Origin of the sequence: Micromonospora echinofusca, assembly GCF_900091445.1 — a bacterium.
Taxonomy (GTDB): Bacteria; Actinomycetota; Actinomycetes; order Mycobacteriales; family Micromonosporaceae; genus Micromonospora; species Micromonospora echinofusca.
This window is the reverse complement of record NZ_LT607733.1, coordinates 1,674,357-1,697,234: the sequence shown is the minus strand read 5'-3', so window position 1 is coordinate 1,697,234 and position 22,878 is coordinate 1,674,357. Positions and strand designations below refer to the sequence as shown.

Here is a 22,878-nt window from a genome sequence, read left to right as displayed (position 1 = left end):
CGACGTCAGTCGACGTCGTGGTGGTTGCGGTTCCAGCGCCCACCGACGGGCGGGGTGTCCAGCCGCACCGCCCCGACGGCGTTGCCCGCGAGATCGTTGTCCTCGATCCGACAGGACACGCAACTGCCCGCCGGGGTGATCCAGAGCCCGTACGTCTGGGTCTGCTCGTCGCGGTGGTCCCAGATCCGGTTGCCGCGCACCGTGGCGGAGTCGAACGGCGCGTTGACGGTGATGCCGGCCCTGATCGGCGGGGCCGCCGGCAGTTCGTACGACGCGCCGGGCGGCGGCGTGTCCTCGTTCCAGCCGGTCGGCGAGTCCGCCCGCACCTCGGCGAGCCTCAGGTCGGTGTCGGTGTTCGACACCACCACCGCCGCGCGTGAGCCGACCCGCACCACCTTGCCCCGGTGTCCGTCCTGCGGCCAGTGCGCCGTCAGGTCGGTGACGGACCGGTGGTGGTAGCGCACCGACTCGCCCTGGCCGGTGGTGGCCGGGGCGCACCGGCGGCCGTTGTTGCGGATCCGGTTGCCCACCACGACCGCGTCGGTCATCGGCCGGTCGATCCGGATCGCGTCCAGACCGTTGTCCCAGAAGTCGTTGCCGTCGACGACCACGCCCGCCGCCGCACCCTGATAGCCGTGCCCCAGGTCGTGCTCGTGGTAGCCGTACTCCCCGTTGGCGCTGATCCGGTTCCCGCGCACCGTGTACGGGCCGGGCGTGTTGCCCATGCTGATCCCGTCGCGGACGTTGCGGTCGATCACGCAGTCGCTGATGATGCCGCCCCGGCCGGCGACTCCCGCCGTGCCGTTGCCGGAGACGTCGAAGCCCGCCTCCAGGTTGCCGGTCAGGGTGCAGGCGGAGACGATCAGCCCGTCGGCGCCCCAGTCGGAGATGCCGAAGCGGTTCGCCTGGCTGTGGCAGCCGATGACGCGGTAGCCGCGCGGCGGGGTCCAGTGGTCCTTCTGGAGTTCGAGGAAGATCCCGTTGGTGCCGTTGCCGAGGGCGGTGCAGTTGGCGATCGTGAGGCGCTCCACGTCGCCCCACCCGCCGATGCCGACGCCGATGCCCGCGCCGCCCATCTCCTCGCCGTTGTCGAGCCGCCCGCACCCGACCACGACCACTCCGTCGATCAGGCTGTCCTGGAGGAAGTCGCAGCCGAGTCCGGTGGCGCCGGTGTGGTGGATGTAGAGGTTGCGGAAGACGCCGCGCACCACGTACTGGAGGCCGAGCCCCTTGGCGAGGTAGCTGTACTCGACCATCGCCACGCCGGAGCCGTCGATCTCGAAGTCCGCGAAGGTGCAGTCGGCGATGTACCGGTCGCGACTCGCGCCGTGCTGCACCGTCGTCCAGAAGGCCAACGGCGTCGGGCTCGCCCGGTTGCCCTCGTTGCTGAGCAGGAACCGCGTCGCCCCCGGCCCGGAGCCGATCAGCGACACCCCGCTGCGCCAGACCGTTCCGGCGTCACGGATCGAGTAGATCCCCGGCGGGCAGTGGATGACCCGGGCCCGCCCGTCGGCGGCGTATCCCTCGCCGAGGCGGTCGACCAGGGCCGACAGTGCCGGCTGGTCGTTCGTCACGCCGTCGCCGCGCAGCCCGAACTCCCGCGCGTCGCACCACAGGGGCGCCCCCGCGACCGGGGTGAGCCGCTTCGCGGTGGACACGCCCTGCTGCGGCATCCGGCCCCTCCTCCACGACGTCCGGCGTCCGCCGGTGACCGGCGCATTCCCGCCGCACCCGCCGGGAAACGCGCTACCCGGCGGGCGTGGGCCCCTCCGACGACGCGGGCGTCGCGCCGGTGCCGGGCGTCGAGGGGCCGGGCTCCGCGCCGGTGCCGGGCGTCGCGCCGGTCCGGCGCACCGCCTCCGCCACGGCCTCGGCGGTACGTCCCACGAGCGCTCCCCCGTCGTCGAGCAGCAGCAGGGGCCGCTGGATCAGCTCCGGGGCGGCCACCATCGCCTCGATCCAGCGCGGCTCCGCCGCCTCGTCCCGTGGCCAGTCGGCCATGCCCAGGGCCACCGCGGCGGGTTCCCGCGTACGACAGACGTCCCAGGGGCGCGCGTCGAGCCGGCGCAGCACCTCGGTCAGCTCCGCCGCGCTCGGCGGCCGGTCCAGGTACGGGCGCACCGCGTAGCCGACCCCTGCCTCGTCGAGGGCGGTACGGGCGGCGGCGCACTTCGAGCAGGACGGGTTGTTCCAGATCTCCATGCCCGCCATGGTCGCAACCACCCCGCCGTCGGCACGATGAGGGCCGTCCGGGTCGCGTCACCCGCGTTCCCCCGTTCGTCCCTTCCGTACGCGGCCGGAGCGGCGCGGCGTTCTCGCGTCGCGGATCGGGGACGATGTCAAGACCGGCGGACCGGCGACGACCACTGAGCGAGCGGCGTCAGCGGGACGCCCACGGGCGAGGAGAATCAGACGTGAAGTTCCTGTTGATCATGCACATGAACCCGCAGATCTGGGAGGCGCTCACCGAGGACGAACGCAACGAGGTGATGAAGGGCCACGAGGAGTTCATCGAGACGATCCGCGAGTCCGGCGAGATGCTCGGGACGACCGCGCTGGCCGAGCCGGCCGAGAGCGTCGTCGTCCGGGTCCGCGCAGGCGCGCCCACGGTAAGCGACGGCCCGTACCTGGAGGCCAAGGAGTACCTCGGCGGCTACTACCTCATCGAGTGCGCCGACCGGGACCGGGCCGTCGAGCTGGCAGCGCTGATCCCGGACGCCAGGGTGGAGGGTCTCGGCGTCGAGATCCGTGAGGTGGTCTTCTCCGCGGGGGCCGAAGCGGCCTCGGTACGGATGAGCGGTGCGGCGGCGACGAGCTGAGTCGGGCGTACCGGTCGGCGGCCAGGTGCTCGCCGACCGGTCCACCGGTGTGCCGACCGCCGCCCACGACGACGGGCGGGCGGGCCGCGACGCGCTGGTAGGCCACGACCGCGACGACGGGCGGGCGGGCGGCGACCGGCTACCGGCACGCGACGGCGGGGTGGGCGGCGAGGATCTCGGGCGCCTGCTGCGTGAGCTGGCACCGCGGGTCCTCGGCGCGCTGCTGCGCAGGTACGACGACTTCGACGCCTGCGAGGACGCGCTCCAGGAGGCCATGCTGGCGGCGACGGTCCAGTGGCCGGTCGACGGGGTGCCGGAGCACCCGCGCGGCTGGTTGGTCACGGTCGCCGCCCGCAGGTTCATCGACCAGATCCGCAGCGAGCGGGCCCGCCGGGACCGGGAGGCGGCCAGCGCGAGCCGGGAACTGCCCGGGGCGATGGTCGCCCCCGGCCCCGACGAGCAGGTGCCGCGCGACCACGACGACACCCTGACGCTGCTGTTCATGTGCTGCCACCCCGCGCTCACCCCGGCCTCGCAGGTCGCCCTGACGCTGCGCGCCGTCGGCGGTCTCACCACGGCCGAGGTCGCCGGCGCCTTCCTGGTGCCCGAGGCCACCATGGGTCCGCGCATCAGCCGTGCCAAGCAACGGATCCGGGCCGCCGACACGACGTTGAGCGGACCGGCGTACGCCGAACGGCTGGGCGCCGTCCTGCACGTGCTCTATCTGATCTTCAACGAGGGCTACACCGCGACTTCCGGCCCCCACCTGCACCGACCCGACCTGGCCACGGAGGCCATCCGGCTGACCCGGGCGATCCACCGCTCGCTGCCCGACGACGGTGAGGTCGCCGGCCTGCTCGCGTTGATGCTGCTGACCGACGCCCGCCGAGCGACCCGCACCGACGCCGAGGGCGGCCTGGTCCCGCTGGGCGAACAGGACCGGCTCCGCTGGGACGCCGACCTCATCGAGGAAGGCACCCGGCTCGTCACCGACGCGATGCTGCGCTGCCCGCTCGGCCCGTACCAGCTACAGGCGGCCATCGCGGCCGTGCACGTGGGGGCGCCCCACGTGGCCGACACCGACTGGCGGCAGATCGAGTTCCTGTACCGCCTGCTGTGCCGGATCGCGCCCAATCCCATGGCGACGCTCAACCACGCGATCGCCGTGGCGATGGCCGACGGTCCGGACGCCGGCCTGGCCATGGTGGCCGCGCTGGCCGCCGACGACCGGATGGCCCGCCACCACCGCCTCGCGGCCACCCGCGCCCACCTGCGGGAACTCGCCGGAGACATGGCAGCCGCGCGGGAGGACTACCTGCTCGCGTCCCAGCGCACCTCCAGCCTCCCGGAGCAGCGCTACCTGCGTGCCCGAGCCGACCGGCTCACCCCGATGGACGCTACGCCCCAAGAGTCCTGAAGGCGCCCGGCCTGGCCGGCACGGCGACGTGACGCCCCGGCCCGCTCCAGGCCTCGTGGATCACGCAGTTGTGGTGCCGGCTATCGGCACGATCGCGTGGTTTGTGGCCCACCAGGGCTGCGCGATCCACGCAGGGTGGGTGGTATGTGCCGGTTTGGGGTGGCGGACGCCACCGGGGGTCGGGGCATGGGTCGGGGCGCCGGGTCGTTGTAACCATCGTGGCCGCGTGACCAGGCCGTTCAATGACCAGGCCGTTCGTCGGCCGGGTGGCCGGCGGAATGTGTGGCCGGCCCGGCCGGTTGCATCCCCCCGGGAACGAGCCTCGGCCCACCGGCCGCAGGCCCCCGGACATCTCGACCTTTCCTTTCTCGCGGCGCACCCGCCCCCCCTTGGTGTGTGTCGCGTACCCCCGATCGAAAGGTGCCGACCATCATGCGTACCGACATCTTCCGTAAGACCGCTCTGACCGTGGCCGGGCTCGCCTTCACCGGCGGCGCCATCGCCGGCCCCGTCACCGCCGCCGTCGCCGCGCCTGCCGAGGGCAAGCCCACCTCGGTGAGCCAGGACCGCAAGCAGCACGGCGAGCGCGAACTCGGCGTGCGCTACGAAGCCCAGCCCAACTTCTACTACTGCGGCCCCGCCGCCGCCCGCAACGCCCTGAGCGTGCAGGGCAAGAACATCGACGTCGACGGCATGGCCCAGCGCATGGGCACCACCGAAGCCGGCACCAACTCCATCAACGACATCACCCCCGTACTCAACAAGGAAACCGGCCGCGACGCCTACCAGTCCGTCGAGATCCGCGACCCCAAGGCCGACGACAAGCAGACCGACAAGCTACGCACCGACATCGTCACCGCCATCGACGAAGGCCACGCCGTCGTCGCCAACATCGCCGGCACCGCCACCGACACCGACGGCACCACCCACTCCTTCGAAGGCGGGCACTACATCAGCGTCGTCGGCTACCGCGACAACGGCAACACCGTCACCATCGCCGACTCCGCCGACCCCAACCAGGCCTCCTACCGCATGAGCGTCGACAACCTCGCCGACTGGATCGCCACCCGCGGCTACACCGCCTGACCGACGGCGACGACACCACGCAACGACGACAAGGGCCGGCCCCCACCCAGGGGGCCGGCCCTTCGTCATGCCGTTGTCGGGCATCGAGGCAGTCAGTCGATCGGGGCGAGGAACTCCAGTCGGTTGCCGTGCGTGTCCTGGGAGTGGAAGCGGCGCATGCCCGGCAGTTCGTCGTCACCCCAGGTGACCGGGTATCCGGCGGCGGCCAGCCGGGCGGCGAGCATGTCCAGGTCCGGCCGGAGCAGACCAGGGTGGGCCTTGCGGGCGGGGCGGAAGTCGTCCTCCACGCCCAGGTGCAGCTCCGCGCCGTGACCGGTGAACCAGCAGCCGCCCCGGGCCGCGAGCGCGGCTGGCTTGCGCTTCTCGGTCATCCCGAGCACACCGACATAGAAGGCCCGCGACGCCTCCTCGGTGCCGCGTGGGCAGGCGAGCTGAACATGATGGATCATGGTGGCACCTCCTCGTCCCGAACGATGGCACGAGGTTGCGAAGTTAGCAAGACGGACGTACGGTTTTGTTGACGATGGAGAATCGGCGGTAAGTGTCCCCTAACCACGGCGGCACCCCGACCGGTGCGACAGACTGCTCAGGACTACTCACGGTCGCTGGTGTGAAGGAGTACGACGTGGCGAGCCTCGACACCTTCGGTGCGAAGACCCAGCTACGCGTCGGAGACGCGAGCTACGAGATTTTCAAGATCAGTAAGGTGGAGGGGCACGAACGGCTCCCCTACAGCCTGAAGATCCTCCTGGAGAACCTGCTGCGGACCGAGGACGGCGCGAACATCACCGCCGACCACATCCGGCAGCTCGGGGCCTGGGAATCCGACGCCGACCCGAGCGTCGAGATCCAGTTCACCCCGGCGCGGGTGCTCATGCAGGACTTCACCGGCGTGCCCTGCGTGGTCGACCTGGCCACCATGCGCGAGGCCGTCCGCGAGCTGGGCGGCGACGCCACCAAGGTGAACCCGCTCGCCCCGGCCGAGCTGGTCATCGACCACTCCGTCATCGCCGACCTGTTCGGTCGCGAGGACGCCTTCGAGCGCAACGTCGAGCTGGAGTACGAGCGCAACAAGGAGCGCTACCAGTTCCTGCGCTGGGGCCAGACCGCGTTCAACGAGTTCAAGGTCGTCCCGCCGGGCACCGGCATCGTGCACCAGGTCAACATCGAGTACCTGGCCCGTACGATCATGGAGCGCAACGGCCAGGCGTACCCGGACACGGTGGTCGGCACCGACTCGCACACCACGATGGTCAACGGCCTGGGCGTGCTCGGCTGGGGCGTCGGCGGCATCGAGGCCGAGGCCGCGATGCTCGGCCAGCCGGTCAGCATGCTGATTCCGCGCGTGGTGGGCTTCAAGCTCTCCGGCGAGATGCCGGCCGGCACCACCGCCACCGACCTGGTGCTCACCATCACCGAGATGCTGCGCAAGCACGGCGTGGTCGGCAAGTTCGTCGAGTTCTACGGCCCCGGCGTGAGCGCCGTTCCGCTGGCCAACCGCGCCACCATCGGCAACATGTCCCCGGAGTACGGCTCGACCGTCGCGATCTTCCCGATCGACGCCGAGACCGTCCGCTACCTGGAGCTGACCGGCCGCGACGCCGCGCAGGTCGCGCTCGTCGAGGCGTACGCCAAGGAGCAGGGCCTCTGGCACGACCCGGACGCCGAGCCGGAGTACTCGGAGCGCCTGGAGCTCGACCTGGGCACGATCGAGCCGTCCCTGGCCGGCCCGAAGCGCCCGCAGGACCGGGTCCCGCTGGGCAACGCCAAGACGCTGTTCCGTTCGGCGCTGACCGACTACGTGGCCGCCGACGAGACCGGCGGCGACCGTGGCCGCAAGTCGGGCGTGCCGCAGCAGGAGAAGCCGTTCGGCGTGCAGGGCCACGCCGACGAGGCGAGCGCCGAGTCCTTCCCGGCCAGCGACTCCCCGGCCAACGGGGTCAGCGACCCGGCCGACGCGCCGCGCGACCTGGAGACGGCGGCGGTCGGCTCCGGCGGGCGGGCCAGCAACCCGACCCGGGTCACCGGCGCCGACGGCGTCGAGTACGAGCTGGACCACGGCGCCGTGGTGATCGCGGCGATCACCTCCTGCACCAACACCTCCAACCCGCAGGTGATGATCGGCGCGGCCCTGCTGGCCCGCAACGCGGTCGACAAGGGCCTGACCCGCAAGCCGTGGGTGAAGACCACCCTGGCCCCGGGCTCCAAGGTCGTCATGGACTACTACGAGCGGGCCGGCCTCACGCCCTACCTGGAGAAGCTCGGCTTCCACCTGGTCGGCTACGGCTGCACCACCTGCATCGGCAACTCCGGCCCGCTGCCGGAGGAGGTCTCCGCCGCGGTCAACGAGGCCGACCTGGCGGTCGTCTCCGTGCTCTCCGGCAACCGGAACTTCGAGGGCCGGATCAACCCGGACGTCAAGATGAACTACCTGGCGTCCCCGCCGCTGGTGGTCGCGTACGCGCTGGCCGGCACCATGGACATCGACCTGGCCAACGAGCCGCTCGGTGAGGACAGCGAGGGCAACCCGGTGTTCCTGCGGGACATCTGGCCCGACAGCGCCGAGATCCAGGACGTCATCGCCTCGGCGATCGGCGCCACCGGCTTCAGCGCCGCGTACTCCGACGTCTTCGCCGGTGACGAGCGCTGGCAGTCGCTGCCCACCCCGACCGGCGACACCTTCGCCTGGGCGGACGATTCCACCTACGTCCGCAAGCCCCCGTACTTCGAGGGCATGGAACGCGAGCCGAAGGCGGTCGTCGACATCACCGGCGCCCGGGTGCTGGCCAAGCTGGGCGACTCGGTGACCACCGACCACATCTCGCCGGCCGGCTCCATCAAGGCCGACTCGCCCGCCGGCACGTACCTCGCCGAGCACGGCGTGCCGCGCCACGAGTTCAACTCGTACGGCTCCCGCCGGGGCAACCACGAGGTGATGATCCGGGGCACCTTCGCCAACATCCGGCTGCGCAACCAGCTCGTCCCGGGCGTCGAGGGCGGCTTCACGGTCAACCACCTGACCGGCGAGCAGACCTCGATCTACGACGCCTCCGTGGCCTACCAGGAGGCCGGCATCCCGCTGGTCGTGCTGGCCGGCAAGGAGTACGGTTCCGGCTCGTCGCGCGACTGGGCGGCCAAGGGCACCATGCTGCTCGGCGTCCGGGCGGTCGTCGCCGAGTCGTACGAGCGCATCCACCGCTCGAACCTGATCGGCATGGGCGTGCTCCCACTGCAGTTCCCGGCGGGCGAGACCGCCGAGTCGCTCGGGCTCACCGGCACGGAGACGTTCTCCATCACCGGTGTGACCGCGCTGAACGACGGCGAGACCCCGCGTACGGTCAAGGTCAGCACCGACACCGGCGTCGAGTTCGACGCGGTGGTCCGGATCGACACCCCGGGCGAGGCGGACTACTACCGGCACGGCGGCATCCTGCAGTACGTGCTGCGTCGCATGATCGCCAGCTGACGACACGGACGACGGGCCCCCTGCCACGACGGCAGGGGGCCCCTCGCGTGTCCGCTCAGATGCGCCCGGTGCCGGCGCCCGCGAGGACCAGGGCGGGCACGTCCGCCGCCGGGTCGAGGGTGTACGGATAGTACGAACGCGGCTCGACCACGGTGCCGTTCGTCTCCGGCGTGCCGGAGCCCACGTACACGTTGTGGCGTTGCACCGCCCGGCCGGGTCCGCTGTCGGCGTAGCCGCTCGCCGACCACATCGGGTGCGGCACGTCGCGGAAGTAGTTCCCCTCCACCAGCACGCCGGCGTTCTCCGTCGACGCCACGCCGTAGAGGGCGTTGCCGAGGAAGTAGTTGTTGTAGACGTGCACCGGCTCGCCGAAGCGGACCCGGGGGTGCCGCTGGCGGCTGTGGTCGAAGAAGTTGTGGTGGATGCTGACCTTCAGCCGGCCCACGTCGGTGGAGGCCGAGCCGTCGGAGTGACCGATCAGCATGGACTTGTCCGCGTGGTCGAAGTGGTTCCACGACACCGTCACGTAGTCGGCGCCGCGCACGATGTCTACCGAGCCGTCCACCGCCCCGGAGAAGCGGTTGTGGTCGATCCAGATGTGGTGCGAGTTCTGGCCGACGTTGATCGCGTCGTCCTCCGCGTCGGTGAAGTTGATGTTGCGGACGATCACGTTGTACGACCGGTAGAAGTCCAGCCCGCCGCCGGTGATCTCGGCGTCGCCGACCCCGACGATGGTCTTGTTGGGGCGTACCCCCTGCTTGCTGGTGATCGCGATCCGCCCGGTGACCTGGATGACCAGCGGGCCCACCGTGTCGATGTGCTCCAGGAGGTCCGCCGCGCTGGTCGCGGTCACGGTCGGTCCGCCGGCGCCGCCGGTGGTGCCGTTCTGACCGAGGGCGGAGACGCTGGCGAAGCCGTCCGGGCCCGCGGCGGCCGCAGAGGTGGCGGATGCCGCCTGCGGGGCGGTGCCGGATGCCGACGGCTGGGCGGGCGGGGGCGCGGCGGCGGCCGGTGATGGCGGTGCCACCAGTGCGACGGCCAGGCCGGCGGCAGCGAGCAGCCGTCGGCGACGCCCGGGCCGTGGCGGCCCGTCCGGGTTGCGGGTCGCGAGCATGAGGTTCCGCCTTTCTCGTACGGCGGATCGCCGGAGCCGGCGCACGACTGGCCGGGTACCGTTCGGGGTGCCGGGCACGGTCGCGCGGAACCGGACGCGAGGGGGGACGGGTTCGCGTCGGTGCTGCGGACCGGCACCGGCGATCAGCCAGGTGATGGACGGCGGAAAGCGCTTTCCGAGCACATGCTAACCAGCCAAATTGATCGAAGTCAATCAATCGAGATCACTGCCGCCACATCACCTGGCACCCACGGAAGCCACGGCACGGTGCTGGGAGTGCACCGTTGACTTGACGGTGCGGGCATGCGGAGTCCGTGCCCCCTCGCCCCGCCCCGCCAACAGGCGCACTGCCACCCAACGGCCACGCTGTCACCCATCGGTGCGCTGGCACCGGTGCACCCCCGAAGATCTTGGTAGGGAAGTGCCCCCGGAGGGGCCGTTCCCTACCAAGATCTCGTCAGCGCAGCAGGCAGCGGCGCAGCGGCGCAGCGGGCAACGGCGCAGCGGGCAGCGGGCAGCGGCAACGGCGGCTACCGCGCGACAGCGGCTGCGCGCCGGAGCGGCAGCGGCAGCGGTGGTGGTGGTGGTGGTGTCGGGTTACTCGGTTGTGGCGGCGCGGCGGCGGGCCTCGCGGGTCTTCATGGCGTGCTCCATCAGCGTGATGAGCACCTCCTTGCTGGATTCCCGCTGCCGCGCGTCGCAGAGCAGCACCGGCACCCCCGGATCGAGGTTGAGCGCCGCCTGAACCTCGTCGAGCCGGTACTGCCGGGCCCCCTCGAAGCAGTTGACCGCCACCACGAACGGCGTGCCCCGGCCCTCGAAGTAGTCGATCGAGGGGAAGCAGTCGGCCAGCCGCCGGGTGTCGGCCAGCACCACCGCGCCGAGCGCGCCGAGCGCCAGTTCGTCCCAGACGAACCAGAACCGGTCCTGGCCGGGGGTGCCGAAGAGATAGAGCACCAGGTCGTCGCTGATGGTGATGCGGCCGAAGTCCATCGCGACGGTGGTGGTCGTCTTGCTCTCCACCCCGGAGAGGTCGTCGATGCCGACGCCGGATTCGGTCAACACCTCCTCCGTACGAAGCGGGCGTGTCTCGCTGACGGCGCCGACCATGGTGGTCTTGCCGACGCCGAAGCCGCCCGCGACGAGGATCTTGATCGCGGTGGGCAGTGGCGTCGCTCCCGCCGGCCGCTCAGAGTGCCCGTAGTCCATTGATTACCGCCTCGAAAACGCTGTTGTCGGGAAGGCCGGCCGTGGTGTGCGGTTCGCGTACCTGCACCAGGCTGCGGGCCGCCAGGTCACCGAGCAGGACCCGGATGGTGCCCACTGGCAGGTCAAGGTGGGCGGCGATCTCGGCGACGGACTGGATCCGCTGGCAGAGCCCGACTATCGCCAGGTGCTCCGGGCCCAGCCCGACCTCCGGGCTCACGTCCGCGCGGGTCGCCGTCACCAGGGAGATCAGGTCGAACGTGCCGGTGACCGGCCGGGCCCGGCCACGTGTCACCGCGTACGGGCGCACGACCGGGCCGGCATGGTCGTCGACCCACTGGTGCTCCGAGGACTCCCCCTGCACCGTCATCGCGGCTACTTCTCGCCGGTCTGCTGCTCGCCGGTCCGTGTCGGCGACGCCACGTACTTGCCGACGCGGGTGACCAGCATCGCCATCTCGTAGGCGATCAGGCCGACGTCGGCGTCCTCGCTGGCGAGGACGGCGAGGCAGGCGTTGCGCCCCGCCGCTGTGACGAACAGGAACGACGACTGCATCTCGATGATGGTCTGCTGCACCTGGCCTCCGCCGAAGCGCTTGCCCGCGCCCCGGGCCAGGCTCTGGATGCCGGCCGCCATGGCCGCCAGGTGCTCGGCGTCGTCCCGGCTGAGCCCTCGCGAGGCGGCCATCAACAGGCCGTCCGTCGAGAGCGCGACCGCGTGGTCGGCCTGCTTCACCCGGCCGACCAGATCATCCAGCAACCACGTCAGGTCGGCACTCGAAGCCGTCTTCTGCGCCACTCGTCGTCCTCTTCTCCCCCGGCAGTTGTCGCCGTGCTCGTCTCGGCTGCCCGTCAGGCGCGGAGGTCCCCCGCGCCGTCGCGGCGCCGGTCAGGTCGCTTGCAGGTCGTCGCCGGCGTCGGGTTCCCCGCCGGCCTCGGTACGGCTGTCGCCCGCTCCACCGAGCAGCCGGGCGGCGTCCGTACGGCCGCGCCGGGTACCGGTCTGGTAGGAGCTCATCATCCGGCGTACCTGCTCCGGCGGGCGCGCCGTTTCGTCGTCGGTGTCGTCGTCGGTGTCGGCGGCCGGATCGTCGCGGAGCTCCGGCACGATGCTGGCCTGGCGCACCCGCACCGGCAGCCCCGAATCGGTGCGCGCGGTCACCTGGCGGGCCGTCGGCGCCGGGCCGCCGGTCGCGGTGGACCCGGTGTCCGCCTCCGGCGCGTCCGGCGTCCCGGTCGCCTCGGGTGCCTCCGCCGGCACGGGCCGGGCGGCGGCCACCGGCAGGCCGGTCGGGAAGGTCGGGCCGTCGAGGGCGTACTGCTCGGAGCCGCCACGTGGCCGGACGGGCAGCCGCGCGTCGAGGGCCGGGGCGGCCGCCGGCAGGCTCCGGCCGCGCGACCGGGTCGGCAGGCCGCCCGTGTCGGCGTCCCCCCCGGTGGGTGCGTCGGTGTCCGGAGCCGGCCGCGTACGGGGCGCGAGCGGCTCGGCGAGCGCCACCGGCGCCGCGGCGAGCGGCGGCTCGGCGGTGGGCGGCACCTGGCCGGGCGTGCCGGACACCCGGGTGGCGGCGGGCAGGCCGGCGGGGAAGCCGCCGGAGGTGCTCGGGTCCTCGTCGTCGGCGGTGACCAGCTCGGCCGGGATCAGCACGACGGCCGTGGTGCCGCCGTACGCGGACTCCTTGAGCTGCACCCGCACGCCGTGCCGCTCGGTCAGCCGGCTGACCACGTAGAGCCCGAGGCGGGAGGCGTTGGCCAGGTTCAGCTCGGACTGGTCGACGATCCGGTGGTTCGCGGCGGCCAGGTCCTCCTCGCTCATGCCCAGGCCACGGTCCTCGATCTCGATGGCGAAGCCGTTGGCCACCATCTGCCCGCGCACCTCGACGGAGGTGTGCGGCGGCGAGAACGACAGGCCGTTCTCGATCAGCTCGGCGAGCAGGTGGATGACGTCGCCGACCGCGCGGCCGGTGAGCGACACGGCGCCGAGCGGCAGCACGTTGACCCGGGTGTAGTCCTCCACCTCGGCGACCGCGCCGCGCACGACGTCGACCATCGGCACGTTGCGCCGCCAGGCGCGGCCCGGGGTGGAGCCGGAGAGCACGATGAGGTTCTCGGCGTTGCGCCGCATCCGGGTGGCCAGGTGGTCGACCCGGAACAGGTCCTCCAGCTCCTCGGCGTCGTGCTCGCGACGCTCCATCGCGTCGAGCAGGGTGAGCTGGCGGTGCACCAGCGCCTGCGTGCGCCGGGCCAGGCTCAGGAAGACCTCACGGACGTTGCGACGCAGCTCGGCCTGCTCGACGGCGGTGCGGATCGCGGTCTCCTGCACGGCGTTGAACGCCTTGCCGACCTGGCCGATCTCGTCGTCGCCGAACTCCAGCGGAGGCGCCTCCTTGGCGACGTCGACCTCCTCGCCGTGGCCGAGCCGCTCGACCACGCCGGGCAGCCGCTCGTTGGCGAGCCGGAAGGCGGCCTCGCGCAGCCGCTCCAACTGCTGCACGAGGGCCCGGGCGGTGGTGATCGACACGACGATCGAGGCGATGACGGCGAGCAGGCCCAGACCGGCGGCCAGCACCAGCCGCAGGACGACACCGACGGCGATGGGCGCGGCCCGCTCCACGAGCGCGTCGCCGGCCTCGATGATGAAGCGCTGCTGCTCCTCGACCACCACGTCGGCCGCCGCGCGCCACTCGGCCGCCGACACCGGTGGCGCGCCGCCCGCGCGTCCCTGCACGACGACCCGGTCCTCCAGCGCCCGGAACGTGGTGTACGCCTCGCCGCTGAGCAGCGCCTCGTAGCGGGTCCGGTCGGCGCTCGACAGGTCGGTGCGGACCTGGCTGTCCAGGTAGCGCTGGGCGCCGGTGGCGCGGGCGAACGCGGCGGTCTCCTCGGGCGTCATCCGGCCGGCGGCCAGGGCGCCGGTGACGAGGGCGTCCTCCTGGGACATGAGTTCGCGGATCCGGACGAGGTCGATCAGCGCCGCGGTCTCCTGCGTGAACCGTTCGTCGTCCAGGTTGCCCAGCGACCCGTACATCCGCAGCACCGAGTCGATGAGCTCGGTGTAGGCGCGGGTGGCGGTGGCGCGGTCGACCTGCCGGTCGCGGATGGACTCGCGTACGCCGTCGAGCCGGTCGAGCCCACTGACGACCGCGTCGATCTGCCGCTGGCTCTCGTCGGCCGCCAGGTCCACCCGCCAGCTGCTGACCGACTTGCGGAAGTCGTCGGCGACGCCCTCGGTGCGCCGCCACTGCGCGTCGAGCTGTTCCCGCTCGGCCGCGCCCGAGCCCCCCAGGTACGCCGCGGACGCGCGACGCTCGGCCTGCAACTCCAGCACCAGCGGCTCACCCGGCTGGGCGACCTGCGCGTCGAGCACCTGCACCCAGAGGAGACTGACGCCTTCCCGGAGGGTCACCCACGCGGCGAACGCCCACAGCGCAACGAGTGAGGCCAGCAGAGCCACGACTTTCCGGCGCAGATTGGAGCTGCGGGAACCCATTGAAAACCATCCCTGGCGGGGAGTCTGATTCGACCGATCGGCGGCTTCCGCATGGCGCTTCGACCGACCCGGCGCACGGTAGCAGTGTCACGACGATCACTCAAGCAGTCCTGATCATGACCGGTGCGTCATGGCGGGCATCCGATCGCCGCGCTCACCGTCCCGCGTGGCCGGTCAGCCGGGCCAGGTGCCGCGCCGCGAGCACGGCGGCCCGCACGATGAGCACCGGGTGGTAGAGATCCTTGTCATGCCACAGTGGAACGTCGTCGGTGCCCTCGCGGTGGTCGTCGAGGTAGGCGAGCGCCCGGCGCACGACGGGGGCCAGGCCCGGCCGGGGCGCGCGCCCGGTGCCGAGCAGCACCTGGAGGGCGTACGCGGTCTCCTCCGGCGTGCCGGCCCACAGTCCCCACGAGCCGTCGTCACGCTGGGTGTCGCGCACCCAGTCGGCCGCCCGGTCGAGCCGCTCACCGGCGGTGTCGGGCGCGTACTCGGCGAGGCTGGCCGCGACGCTGGCCGTCGCGTAGTACGGGGAGGCGTGCCAGCGGTCCGTCCAGCTGCCGTCGGCGAGCTGGCCGTCGACCAGCCAGCCGGCCACCCGCCGCACGACGTCGGCGTACGGGTGACCCGGCCGGTGCCGGGCGTGCCAGCCCAGCGCCTCCAGGACGTGGGCGTTCGTGGTGGCCGAGGCGCCGTCCTCGCCCTGCCAGGTGCAGAAGTGCGCCCCCGTGTCGTACGCCAGGAGGCTGTCGGGCGCGACCGGACGCCCGAGGCGGGCCAGCGCGAAGAGGGTGACGGCGGTGGTGTCGGCGTCGGTCGGCAGGCCGGGCGAGGTGGCCGCGCCCGTCGGTCCGAGCGCGGCGGCCAGCCCGCCGGTCAGCTCGGCGGGGACGTCCGACGCCGCGCCGACCCGGGCCAGGCCGCTGAGCACCCAGGCGCGCTCGAACACGGCGATGGGCGTCGTGCACGGCACGGGCCCGCCGCCGCGCGCGACGACGCCGGTCAGGTAGGCCAGCGCGGCGGGGTCCGCACCCGCACGGGTGGGATCGCCCAGCCAGGCCGCGGTGGCGGCGGGCGAGGCGCCGACGGCGCCGGAGACGGGCCGGGCCGGCAGGCACACCCGCGCCCGCGCGTCCAGCACCTCGAAGGCGTGCCACAGCTTCTGCGGCACGGGCCCGCCGGTGGCGAGGAGGCGACCGACCGCCTCGGCCCGGTGCCGGGTCATGCCGTACGGCATCGGCAGCGCGGGCGCCGCCGGCCGGCTCCGACCGACCGCGCCGCCGTCGAGGAGCGCGTCGATCCGGTCGATCAGGGCGGGCACGATCAGGTCGACGCCCGGCATGTCCGGCACGGGCTCGACGGCCACCAGCAGGCGGTCCCGCAGCGCCGCCACGCCCCGGTCCACGGCCGGCGCGAGCCGGTGCGCCTCCCGGCTGTCGGTACGCCGGGCGCTCAGCAGCGCCTCCACCGCGCTGAGGGTGGGCACCAGGCCGTACGCGCCGGGCGCGCCCCATCCGCCGTCGGCGCGCTGGGCGGCCAGCAGGTACCGCAGCCGCTCGGCGTGCCCCGGCAGCCAGGGCGCGTCGCCGACCAGCCGGCCGGTCTCGTAGATCGAGGGCGAGACCGTGCCGGCGGGGGCGGCCAGCATCGCCGCCAGCAGTTCACGGCCGGCGGCGGCGAGCCCGGCGCCGCCGACGTCGGGCGCGGCGACGGGCGCCGCCGTCACGACATCCCCCAGAAGTCGGCCAGTTGGTAGAAGCCGCTGCTGAAGCCGACCTGCCGGGCCAGGTAGTCCGCCTCGCGCGGGCAGGTCGTGCGGAGCGGGACCAGCATCCGGCGGCAGCTGTCCACCAGCGTGGCGAGCCGCTGTTCCACCTCGGCGCGGTCCTCGACCAGCAGCAGCGCGTTCAGGTCGCCCCAGCGCAGGTCGCGCTCGTAGGTGCCGAGGTCGTTGACGAGGCGCAGGGCGCGCTGCACCTGGTCGCTCACCGCGACCAGCTCGTCCAGCCGGGCGAGGGTGGCCTCGTCGCCGGTGTAGAGCCAGTGCGCGACGTTGACGATCGTGCAGGCGTGGTTGTCGGCGTTGTCGAGGTAGGCGTCGAGGCTCGGCAGGGACGCCCGGTCCCCGGGCCGCCAGGCCGCCTTCCACTCCCACTCGCGGGCCATCGCCCGTACCGTCGCGTCCACCCGGTCGCGCCACAGCGGGCGGTACGCGGCGAAGGCGGGAACCGTCGCCAGCTCCTCCTGCAGTGCCGCCAGGTAGGCGCCGAGATGGTCGTCGGCGGCGGGCGGCTCGCCGGCGGCCACCACGCGGCAGCGCGCGACGAGCCCGTCGACCTCGTCGCGGGTACGCGCCCGGTGGTCGATCAGCCAGTCGAGGGCGAAGCCCCACAGCACGGTGCGGTTCGCGGCGCGTAGCTGCTCGGCCGTGCACCACGGGGCACCGAAGGCGATGGCCAGCGAGATGTTGGCGAACAGCATGGTGTCGAACGGTTCGGCGGGGAACAGCTCGGGGCGGGCCGCGGCCGACGCCTGCAGGTCGCGTTGGCCGCGTACCGCCAGGCCGCAGATGCGGCCCTGCTCCTGGGCGTCGCGCAGCTCGTCACGCCCCTCGGGCGTCGCCGCCGGCAGCGCGGTCATGCCGGCCTCCGCTCGCGGACCGGGCTCAGCGCCATGATCACCGGCCGACCCGGTCGCAGGGCCGCCGCCAACTGCTTGGGCGGCATGCCGGGCTCCCGCAGCCGGAAGCGGTAGCGGCTGAGCATGGTGGCCACCACCAGCGGAGCCTCCAGGTTGAACAGGTACATGCCGAGGCACTGGTGCGGGCCGCCACCGAACGGGAAGTACGCGTACCGGTGGCCGCGGCGCGACTGGTCGCCGCGGAAGCGCTCGGGGTCGAAGACGTCCGGACGGTCCCAGAAGCGGGCGAGCCGCTGGGTGATGTAGGAGCTGACGACGACGATGCTGCCCGCCTTGATCCTGGTGCCGCCGATGACGTCGTCGGCGAGGGCGGTACGCGGCAGCAGCCAGCCCGCCGGGTACATCCGCAGCAGCTCCTCCACCACGGCCCGGGTGTAGGTGAGCGCCCGCAGCTGCTCCCGGCTGATCGTCCGGTCGGTCCCCACCACCTCGTCCAGCTCGGCGTAGAGCCGTTCGGCGATCTCGGGGTGGGCGTCCAGGATCGGCCACAGCCAGGTCAGCACGGCGTACGTGGTCTCGGTCGCCGTGGCGAAGGACGCCACCACGTCGTCGCGGACCTGCCGCTCGTCGAGGGGGCGGCCCTGCTCGTCGCGGGCGCGTGCCAGGGCGGCCAGCAGGTCGTCGCCGTCGCGCGGGTCGGCCATCTCCGCGCGTACGAGCGGCAGCATGATGTCGTCGACGACGCCGATCGCGCGGCTCAGGGCGCGGTCGCCGGGCACCGGCACGGCGTCGGGCACGAACGGCAGGAGCAGCCGGGCGCGCAGCGCCGTCACGATCGTGCCCTGGGCGGCGACGATCCGCAGCTGGTCGGCGAGGCTCACCCGGTCGGCGAAGAAGACGCTGCTGATCGCCCGGCAGATGACCCGTCCCAGCTCGGTGCCGGCGTCGAACCACCGGCCGGTGCGGGCCGGCTCGTCGAACTCGTCGACGGCGTCACTGACGGCGCGGCTCATGGTGTCCACGAGGGAGTCGATGCGCTTGGCGGTGAAGTGCGGCTGCATGCGCGCGCGGCTGGCCTGCCACTGCGGCCCGTCGGACAGGATGCCCTCGCCGGTGAGTCGCCGCACCGGACGCCAGAGCATGCTGTTGCCGCCGCGCGTGTAGTTGGCCTCGTTGTCGCGCAGGACGTGCTGCACGTGGGCCGGCTCGGTGACCAGGTAGGGGCGGATCGTCCCGAGGTTGAGCCGGACGATCTCGCCCTCGGCGGAGTCGGCCACCGCGACGAGTTGGCCCAGCGGGTCGCGCAGCAGACCCGGAAGCATCCTCCACAGTGGTATCGAGCGGGCGGCTCGCCCCCGTGCGTCGTCGACGCTCCGCCCGGCCATGGCATACCGCACCCGCGGCTCCTCCCCCTTGGTCACGCTGCGCTGTGACAGACCGTCACGCAGACGGCTGCCTTGCGTCACGATTCGGGAAGCATGCCACCACCCGCCGAGAATCCGCTAGCCGTCGAACGAGAATTTTGCTCATGGGAATGCTCGTCCATGAAGGATTCCGTGTCGGGCGTCACTCGTGGAGGGTGCGCAGGTGGCGCCACTCTGCGGCCACCGGGCGGTATCCGCACCAGGCGTTCACCGCCCGCATCGCGTCGTTGCCGGCGTCGTTGAGGGTGTACGCCCACCGTAGGCCCGCCGACCGGGCCGCCCGCAGCGACGCGTGCTTGACCAGCCGGGCGAGGCCCCGACCCCGCCACCCCGCCCGGGTGCCCGTCATGCCCGACAGGTAGCGGTCGCGTCCGTCGGTCAGCGCGACGGTGAACGCCACCACCACCCCGTCGGCCGACGCCACCATGCTGAGCGCCCGGTCCAGGTCCGGCCGGTCCCAGTACGCGGCCCGCCAGTCGCCGAAGCTGATCTCGTCCATCCCGACGTCGCCCGGCTCGTCGACGGCGGCGGCCAGGTCCGCCTCGTACAGCGGGCGCGGGTCGGGCAGGTCCGCCGCCGTGACCAGCCGCACCCCGGCCGGCGGGGCGGGCGCGGGCGGCAGCACCGCCGTCGCCAGGTCCAGCCCCAGGATCACGTTGCGCCGGCCGCCCCGGTAGCCGCGCCGCTCCGCGAAGGCGAGCGACGCCGGCTCGTCGACGACCCGGGCGTACGCCAGGCGCACGCCGAGCCCGACGAGGCGCTCCTCGGCGGCAGCGAGCAGGGCCGAGCCGACGCCCCGCCGCCACCCCTCGCGGTGCACGACCAGGTTGACGAAGCCGAGCCCCGGCTCCGCGCTCTCGTGCAGCAGCCCCGTACGGGCGACGCCAGCGATCCCGCCGCCCGCCTCGGCGACGAGCATCCCGAAGCGCTCCGCCGGCTTGCCGGTCGCCTGCCAGGCGAGCACCTGCGGCGTGACAACCAGATGGGGGCGGGCGGCGCGGAGCAGGGCGACGACCCCTGCCGCGTCGGAGGGGCCGGCGGCCCGGACGGTGGGGACCATGGCTGGGCAACCTACCGCAGAAGCGGGCACGGCGGTGGAACCCGGGCGCGCCCGCACGGCCTGTGCCAGGCTCAGGGCATGGACGACAAGACCATCCTGAACCGCATCACCGAGCTGGTCGACGAGGAGCACCGCTTGCGCGCCGACGCGCAGGCCGGCGAGTCGGGCACGGACGACGACGCCCGCACCCGGCTGCGCGAGCTGGAGGAGTCCCTCGACCAGTGCTGGGACCTGCTGCGGCGACGGCGGGCCGCCCGGCAGACCCACGGCGACCCCGACGCCCAGGGCCTGCGCCCCAAGCCGGCGGTCGAGCGCTACCTCCAGTGACCCGGTCCCGGGCGGCCGGCACGTGTCGGCCGCCCGGGACGTCACGGTCAGCGGATCCCCGCCTCCCGCAGCAGCAACGCGGTCAGCGCGGCCGGATCGGCGTCCGCCGCCGGCAGGCCGCGGGCCGCGAACCAGGTGGCGACCACCCGGACGTCGCGGGCCAGGAACTCCGGCCCCTGCGGGTTGGCCACCACGTCGACCACCTGCGGCAGGTCGATCAGCACCAGCCGCCCCGCGTGCACCAGCAGGTTGTACGGCGACAGGTCGCCGTGCGCGAGGCCGGCGCGGGCGAGCACCACGAGGGCGTCGACGAGCTGACCCCACAGCTCGCGCAGCTCCCCCGCCTCCGGCCGCAGCTGGGCCAACCGGGGCGCGGCCAGCCCCTCGTCGTGGTCGCCGAGGAACTCCAGCATCAGCTCGGTGCCGCGCACCTGCACCGGATAGGGGACGGAGATCGTCCCGTACCGGCTGCCAACCTCCCAGAGCCGGGCCAGCGCGGCGAACTCCGCCGCCGCCCACTGCCCGGCGATCATCTGCCGGCCGAAGGCGGTGCGCCCGGCCATCGCGCGGTTCTCCCGGGACCGGCGGACCCGGCGCCCCTCCAGGTAGCCGGCGTCGCGGTGGAAGAGCCGGTGCTGGGGGTCCCGGTAGCGTTTGACGGCCAGCAGGCAGGACCGGTCGGTGTCAGGGACCGCCCGGCGGACCAGGTGGACGTCCGCCTCCTTGCCCGTCTTTAGCACCCCCAGCTCGGTGTCCCTGGCGGCCAGCTCGGTAACCAGCCAGTCGGGGTGGGGCTGCGGGCCCTGCACGGCGTCGTCCCAGGAGGACCAGCTGTCCCCCGTCTCGGGGTCCGGCTCGGCGTCCGGGTCGGTGGGGGCGGGACCGGCGGCCCGGCCCCGCTTCAGGAAGAGCTGCTCGTCGTCGTCGAAGCGGCGCTTGCCGCGGGTACGGCGCTCGCGCGCCGGAAGGTCGTGATCGCGCACTGCGGTGGTGTTCCCTTGCTCGAGGCTGATGGGGGCAGGTGGAAGTGACCTGCGAAGACGGCCATGACCGACCCCCTCTCCTCGACCGGGCGCGCCCGGTTGCACGATGCGCCGACCATGCTCACGGGCCAGCGCCACCCGGGTCAACCGATTTACTCCCGGCGTGCCGCCCGTCAGGCGGCGAGCACCGCCGCGACGGCGGCGATCACGCCGTCGGCGGTGCGGGTGGGGGCGAACCGGCTGTCGACCCAGCTCCGCCCCCGGTGCAGCCAGACGCTGGGCAGCCCCACGGCGGCGGCGCCCCCGATGTCCACCTCCGGGCCGTCGCCGACCACCCAGGCGCCGCGTAACGGCAGCCGCACCCGCCGGGCGGCCAGCGCGAAGATCCTCGGGTTGGGCTTGCTGACGCCGACCTCCTCGGAGATGACCCAGTCGGCGACGAAGCGGTCCAGTCCGGTACGCCGGATGACGGCCTCCTGCTGCCGTACCGCGCCGTTGCTGACCACCACGGGCGTCCATCCCGCCTCGTCGGCGATCCGCAGCGCGCAGGCCACCAGCGGATCGAGCCGGACATCGGCCACCACGCAGTCGTGCAGCTCCTCGACCAGGTCGATGGACGGGATCCGCAGCCGGTAGCGGTCCCGTACGGCGTCGGCCACGTCCCACCGGTCGGTCAGCCCGTCGGCGTCGATGGACAGCAGCCAGTCGATGTCGGCCGGCGGCGCGCCGACACCGGCCAGGAAACGCTCCCCCCAGGCGCGGAACGGACCGGCCCGGTCGAGCAGCGTGTTGTCCAGGTCCAGCAGGAGCAGCGGCACTCGGGCACCCTACGGGACCGCCACCGCCCGCCGACAGTGCCGAGCCGGCTTCCGGCGACCCGTCAGGCCGGCAGGGCCGCGCGGGCCCCGCCCTGGTCGGGCAGGCGGTCGAGCAGCATGCAGTGGGCGGCCCGGGTCGCCGCGAGGGCCTCCGGGGCGAGCGCGACGACCAGCACGGCCTCGCCGGTGTCCGCGCCCCGGGCCAACGGGCGGCCCTCCGGGTCGTAGACGGCGGCGCCACCGTTGAACCGCCACGGGTCGGCGCCGCCGACGAGGTTGGCGAACACCACGTACATCGTGTTGTCCAGCGCGCGGGCGGCGTAGTAGAGGTCGCGGCGGTGCTCGGAGCCGGCCAGGTAGCCGCTCGGGCAGAGGTAGCCGTGCGCGCCGTCGGCAGCGGCGGCCCGGCCGTGCTCGGGGAAGCAGCCGTCGTAGCAGATGCCGAGCCCGAGCCGCCAGTCGTCGACGAGCAGGGTCGCGCCCCGGTCACCGGCGACGAACAGCTCCCGCTCGCCGCTCCACAGTTGCTGCTTGTCGTACCCGACGCGGACGTCGCCGGCCCCGTCGACCAGCAGGGCGGAGATCGTCCGCCGACCGTCCGGGTGCCGCACGGCGGCGCCGACCACCACGGCCGCGCCGCCGTCGCGGGCCGCCTCGCGCAGCGGGTCCAGCCGCGCGTCGTCGACCGTGGCCGCCGCGTCGGCCGCGACGTCGGTGCCGGCGGGATCGGCCGCCAGCGTCGGCAGGTGGTACGCGGGCAGGAAGAGCTCCGGCAGCACGGTCACCCGGGCGCCGCGCTCCGTGGCGCGGCGGACCAGCCGGGCGGCGCTCGCCGCGTTGCCGGCCACGTCGCCGGGTACGGGCTCGGCCTGCACGGCCGCGACGGTCAGCGGCGCGGCGGGGACCGCGACGGCGGTGGGGAGTGGCATCACGGGGCGATCCTAACCGGCGCGTGCCCTACGGATGATCATGCGCGCGACCAAACCAAGCCGTACGTACGGTTTGCACAACGGAGGGTGAGCTGTCACGATC

General features: G+C 73.3%; 20 protein-coding genes. 5 read left to right on the top strand and 15 right to left on the bottom strand.

Annotation, left to right across the window (positions count from 1 at the left end; genetic code table 11):
- Window positions 1-5: 5 nt before the first annotated feature.
- Together GA0070610_RS07825 and GA0070610_RS07820 are read right to left on the bottom strand one after the other, a co-directional pair.
- On the bottom strand, window positions 6-1,673 hold the full coding sequence (locus tag GA0070610_RS07825) for a right-handed parallel beta-helix repeat-containing protein (protein ID WP_088999405.1): 1,668 nt from the start codon (window positions 1,671-1,673) through the stop codon (window positions 6-8).
- Between the two features lie 73 nt (window positions 1,674-1,746).
- Window positions 1,747-2,202: an ArsC/Spx/MgsR family protein gene (locus tag GA0070610_RS07820; RefSeq protein WP_089003350.1), complete on the bottom strand. Its 456-nt coding sequence runs from the start codon at window positions 2,200-2,202 to the stop codon at window positions 1,747-1,749.
- Window positions 2,203-2,414: 212 nt separating this feature from the next.
- Between GA0070610_RS07820 and GA0070610_RS07815 the strand changes: the two genes are divergently transcribed.
- From GA0070610_RS07815 to GA0070610_RS07805, 3 genes are all read left to right on the top strand, one after another.
- Window positions 2,415-2,819, top strand: a complete 405-nt coding sequence (locus GA0070610_RS07815) for a YciI family protein (protein ID WP_088999404.1) — start codon at window positions 2,415-2,417, stop codon at window positions 2,817-2,819.
- A gap of 160 nt (window positions 2,820-2,979) precedes the next feature.
- On the top strand, window positions 2,980-4,236 hold the full coding sequence (locus tag GA0070610_RS07810; protein WP_089003349.1) for an RNA polymerase sigma factor: 1,257 nt from the start codon (window positions 2,980-2,982) through the stop codon (window positions 4,234-4,236).
- A 432-nt stretch (window positions 4,237-4,668) separates the two neighbouring features.
- The gene (locus GA0070610_RS07805; RefSeq protein WP_089003348.1) at window positions 4,669-5,322 is read left to right on the top strand and encodes a C39 family peptidase; all 654 of its coding nucleotides are present in this window, start codon (window positions 4,669-4,671) and stop codon (window positions 5,320-5,322) included.
- A gap of 92 nt (window positions 5,323-5,414) precedes the next feature.
- Here GA0070610_RS07805 and GA0070610_RS07800 read toward each other — a convergent pair whose 3' ends face one another.
- Window positions 5,415-5,771, bottom strand: coding sequence for a VOC family protein (locus GA0070610_RS07800; RefSeq protein WP_088999403.1), 357 nt, complete (start codon window positions 5,769-5,771; stop codon window positions 5,415-5,417).
- A gap of 161 nt (window positions 5,772-5,932) precedes the next feature.
- Here GA0070610_RS07800 and GA0070610_RS07795 point away from each other — a divergent pair, with 161 nt between their 5' ends.
- Window positions 5,933-8,788 carry an aconitate hydratase gene (locus GA0070610_RS07795; RefSeq protein ID WP_088999402.1) on the top strand — a complete coding sequence of 952 codons (2,856 nt, stop codon included), beginning with the start codon at window positions 5,933-5,935 and terminating at the stop codon, window positions 8,786-8,788.
- A 55-nt stretch (window positions 8,789-8,843) separates the two neighbouring features.
- Here the strand turns inward: GA0070610_RS07795 and GA0070610_RS07790 are convergent, their stop codons facing one another.
- From GA0070610_RS07790 to GA0070610_RS07750, 9 genes are all read right to left on the bottom strand, one after another.
- Window positions 8,844-9,902, bottom strand: a complete 1,059-nt coding sequence (locus tag GA0070610_RS07790; RefSeq protein WP_088999401.1) for a pectate lyase family protein — start codon at window positions 9,900-9,902, stop codon at window positions 8,844-8,846.
- Window positions 9,903-10,499: 597 nt separating this feature from the next.
- Window positions 10,500-11,111, bottom strand: a complete 612-nt coding sequence (locus tag GA0070610_RS07785) for a GTP-binding protein (protein WP_088999400.1) — start codon at window positions 11,109-11,111, stop codon at window positions 10,500-10,502.
- Window positions 11,092-11,478, bottom strand: a complete 387-nt coding sequence (locus GA0070610_RS07780; protein WP_088999399.1) for a DUF742 domain-containing protein — start codon at window positions 11,476-11,478, stop codon at window positions 11,092-11,094. Before GA0070610_RS07780 ends, GA0070610_RS07785 begins: the two co-directional genes overlap by 20 nt.
- 5 nt (window positions 11,479-11,483) lie before the next feature.
- Window positions 11,484-11,906, bottom strand: a complete 423-nt coding sequence (locus GA0070610_RS07775; RefSeq protein WP_088999398.1) for a roadblock/LC7 domain-containing protein — start codon at window positions 11,904-11,906, stop codon at window positions 11,484-11,486.
- A gap of 90 nt (window positions 11,907-11,996) precedes the next feature.
- A complete protein-coding gene (locus tag GA0070610_RS07770; protein WP_088999397.1) occupies window positions 11,997-14,597 on the bottom strand; it encodes a nitrate- and nitrite sensing domain-containing protein in 2,601 nt (866 codons plus the stop codon).
- Between the two features lie 154 nt (window positions 14,598-14,751).
- Window positions 14,752-16,320 carry a prenyltransferase/squalene oxidase repeat-containing protein gene (locus GA0070610_RS07765; protein WP_231925946.1) on the bottom strand — a complete coding sequence of 523 codons (1,569 nt, stop codon included), beginning with the start codon at window positions 16,318-16,320 and terminating at the stop codon, window positions 14,752-14,754.
- A complete protein-coding gene (locus GA0070610_RS07760) occupies window positions 16,317-17,234 on the bottom strand; it encodes a terpene synthase family protein (RefSeq protein WP_088999396.1) in 918 nt (305 codons plus the stop codon). The genes GA0070610_RS07765 and GA0070610_RS07760 overlap by 4 nt, the downstream gene beginning before the upstream one ends.
- The gene (locus tag GA0070610_RS07755) at window positions 17,231-18,571 is read right to left on the bottom strand and encodes a cytochrome P450 (protein ID WP_172896657.1); all 1,341 of its coding nucleotides are present in this window, start codon (window positions 18,569-18,571) and stop codon (window positions 17,231-17,233) included. Before GA0070610_RS07755 ends, GA0070610_RS07760 begins: the two co-directional genes overlap by 4 nt.
- A 229-nt stretch (window positions 18,572-18,800) precedes the next feature.
- On the bottom strand, window positions 18,801-19,718 hold the full coding sequence (locus tag GA0070610_RS07750; protein WP_088999394.1) for a GNAT family N-acetyltransferase: 918 nt from the start codon (window positions 19,716-19,718) through the stop codon (window positions 18,801-18,803).
- A gap of 78 nt (window positions 19,719-19,796) precedes the next feature.
- Between GA0070610_RS07750 and GA0070610_RS07745 the strand changes: the two genes are divergently transcribed.
- On the top strand, window positions 19,797-20,045 hold the full coding sequence (locus tag GA0070610_RS07745) for a DUF2630 family protein (RefSeq protein ID WP_088999393.1): 249 nt from the start codon (window positions 19,797-19,799) through the stop codon (window positions 20,043-20,045).
- A 47-nt stretch (window positions 20,046-20,092) separates the two neighbouring features.
- Here the strand turns inward: GA0070610_RS07745 and GA0070610_RS07740 are convergent, their stop codons facing one another.
- The 3 genes from GA0070610_RS07740 to GA0070610_RS07730 all read right to left on the bottom strand — a co-directional run bounded on the left by GA0070610_RS07740 (window position 20,093) and on the right by GA0070610_RS07730 (window position 22,775).
- Window positions 20,093-21,028, bottom strand: coding sequence for a serine protein kinase RIO (locus GA0070610_RS07740; protein ID WP_088999392.1), 936 nt, complete (start codon window positions 21,026-21,028; stop codon window positions 20,093-20,095).
- A gap of 173 nt (window positions 21,029-21,201) precedes the next feature.
- Window positions 21,202-21,846 (bottom strand): HAD family hydrolase, encoded by a 645-nt coding sequence (locus GA0070610_RS07735; protein WP_088999391.1) that lies wholly within the window; start codon window positions 21,844-21,846, stop codon window positions 21,202-21,204.
- A gap of 62 nt (window positions 21,847-21,908) precedes the next feature.
- Window positions 21,909-22,775, bottom strand: coding sequence for a carbon-nitrogen hydrolase family protein (locus tag GA0070610_RS07730; protein WP_089003346.1), 867 nt, complete (start codon window positions 22,773-22,775; stop codon window positions 21,909-21,911).
- Window positions 22,776-22,878 lie beyond the last annotated feature (103 nt).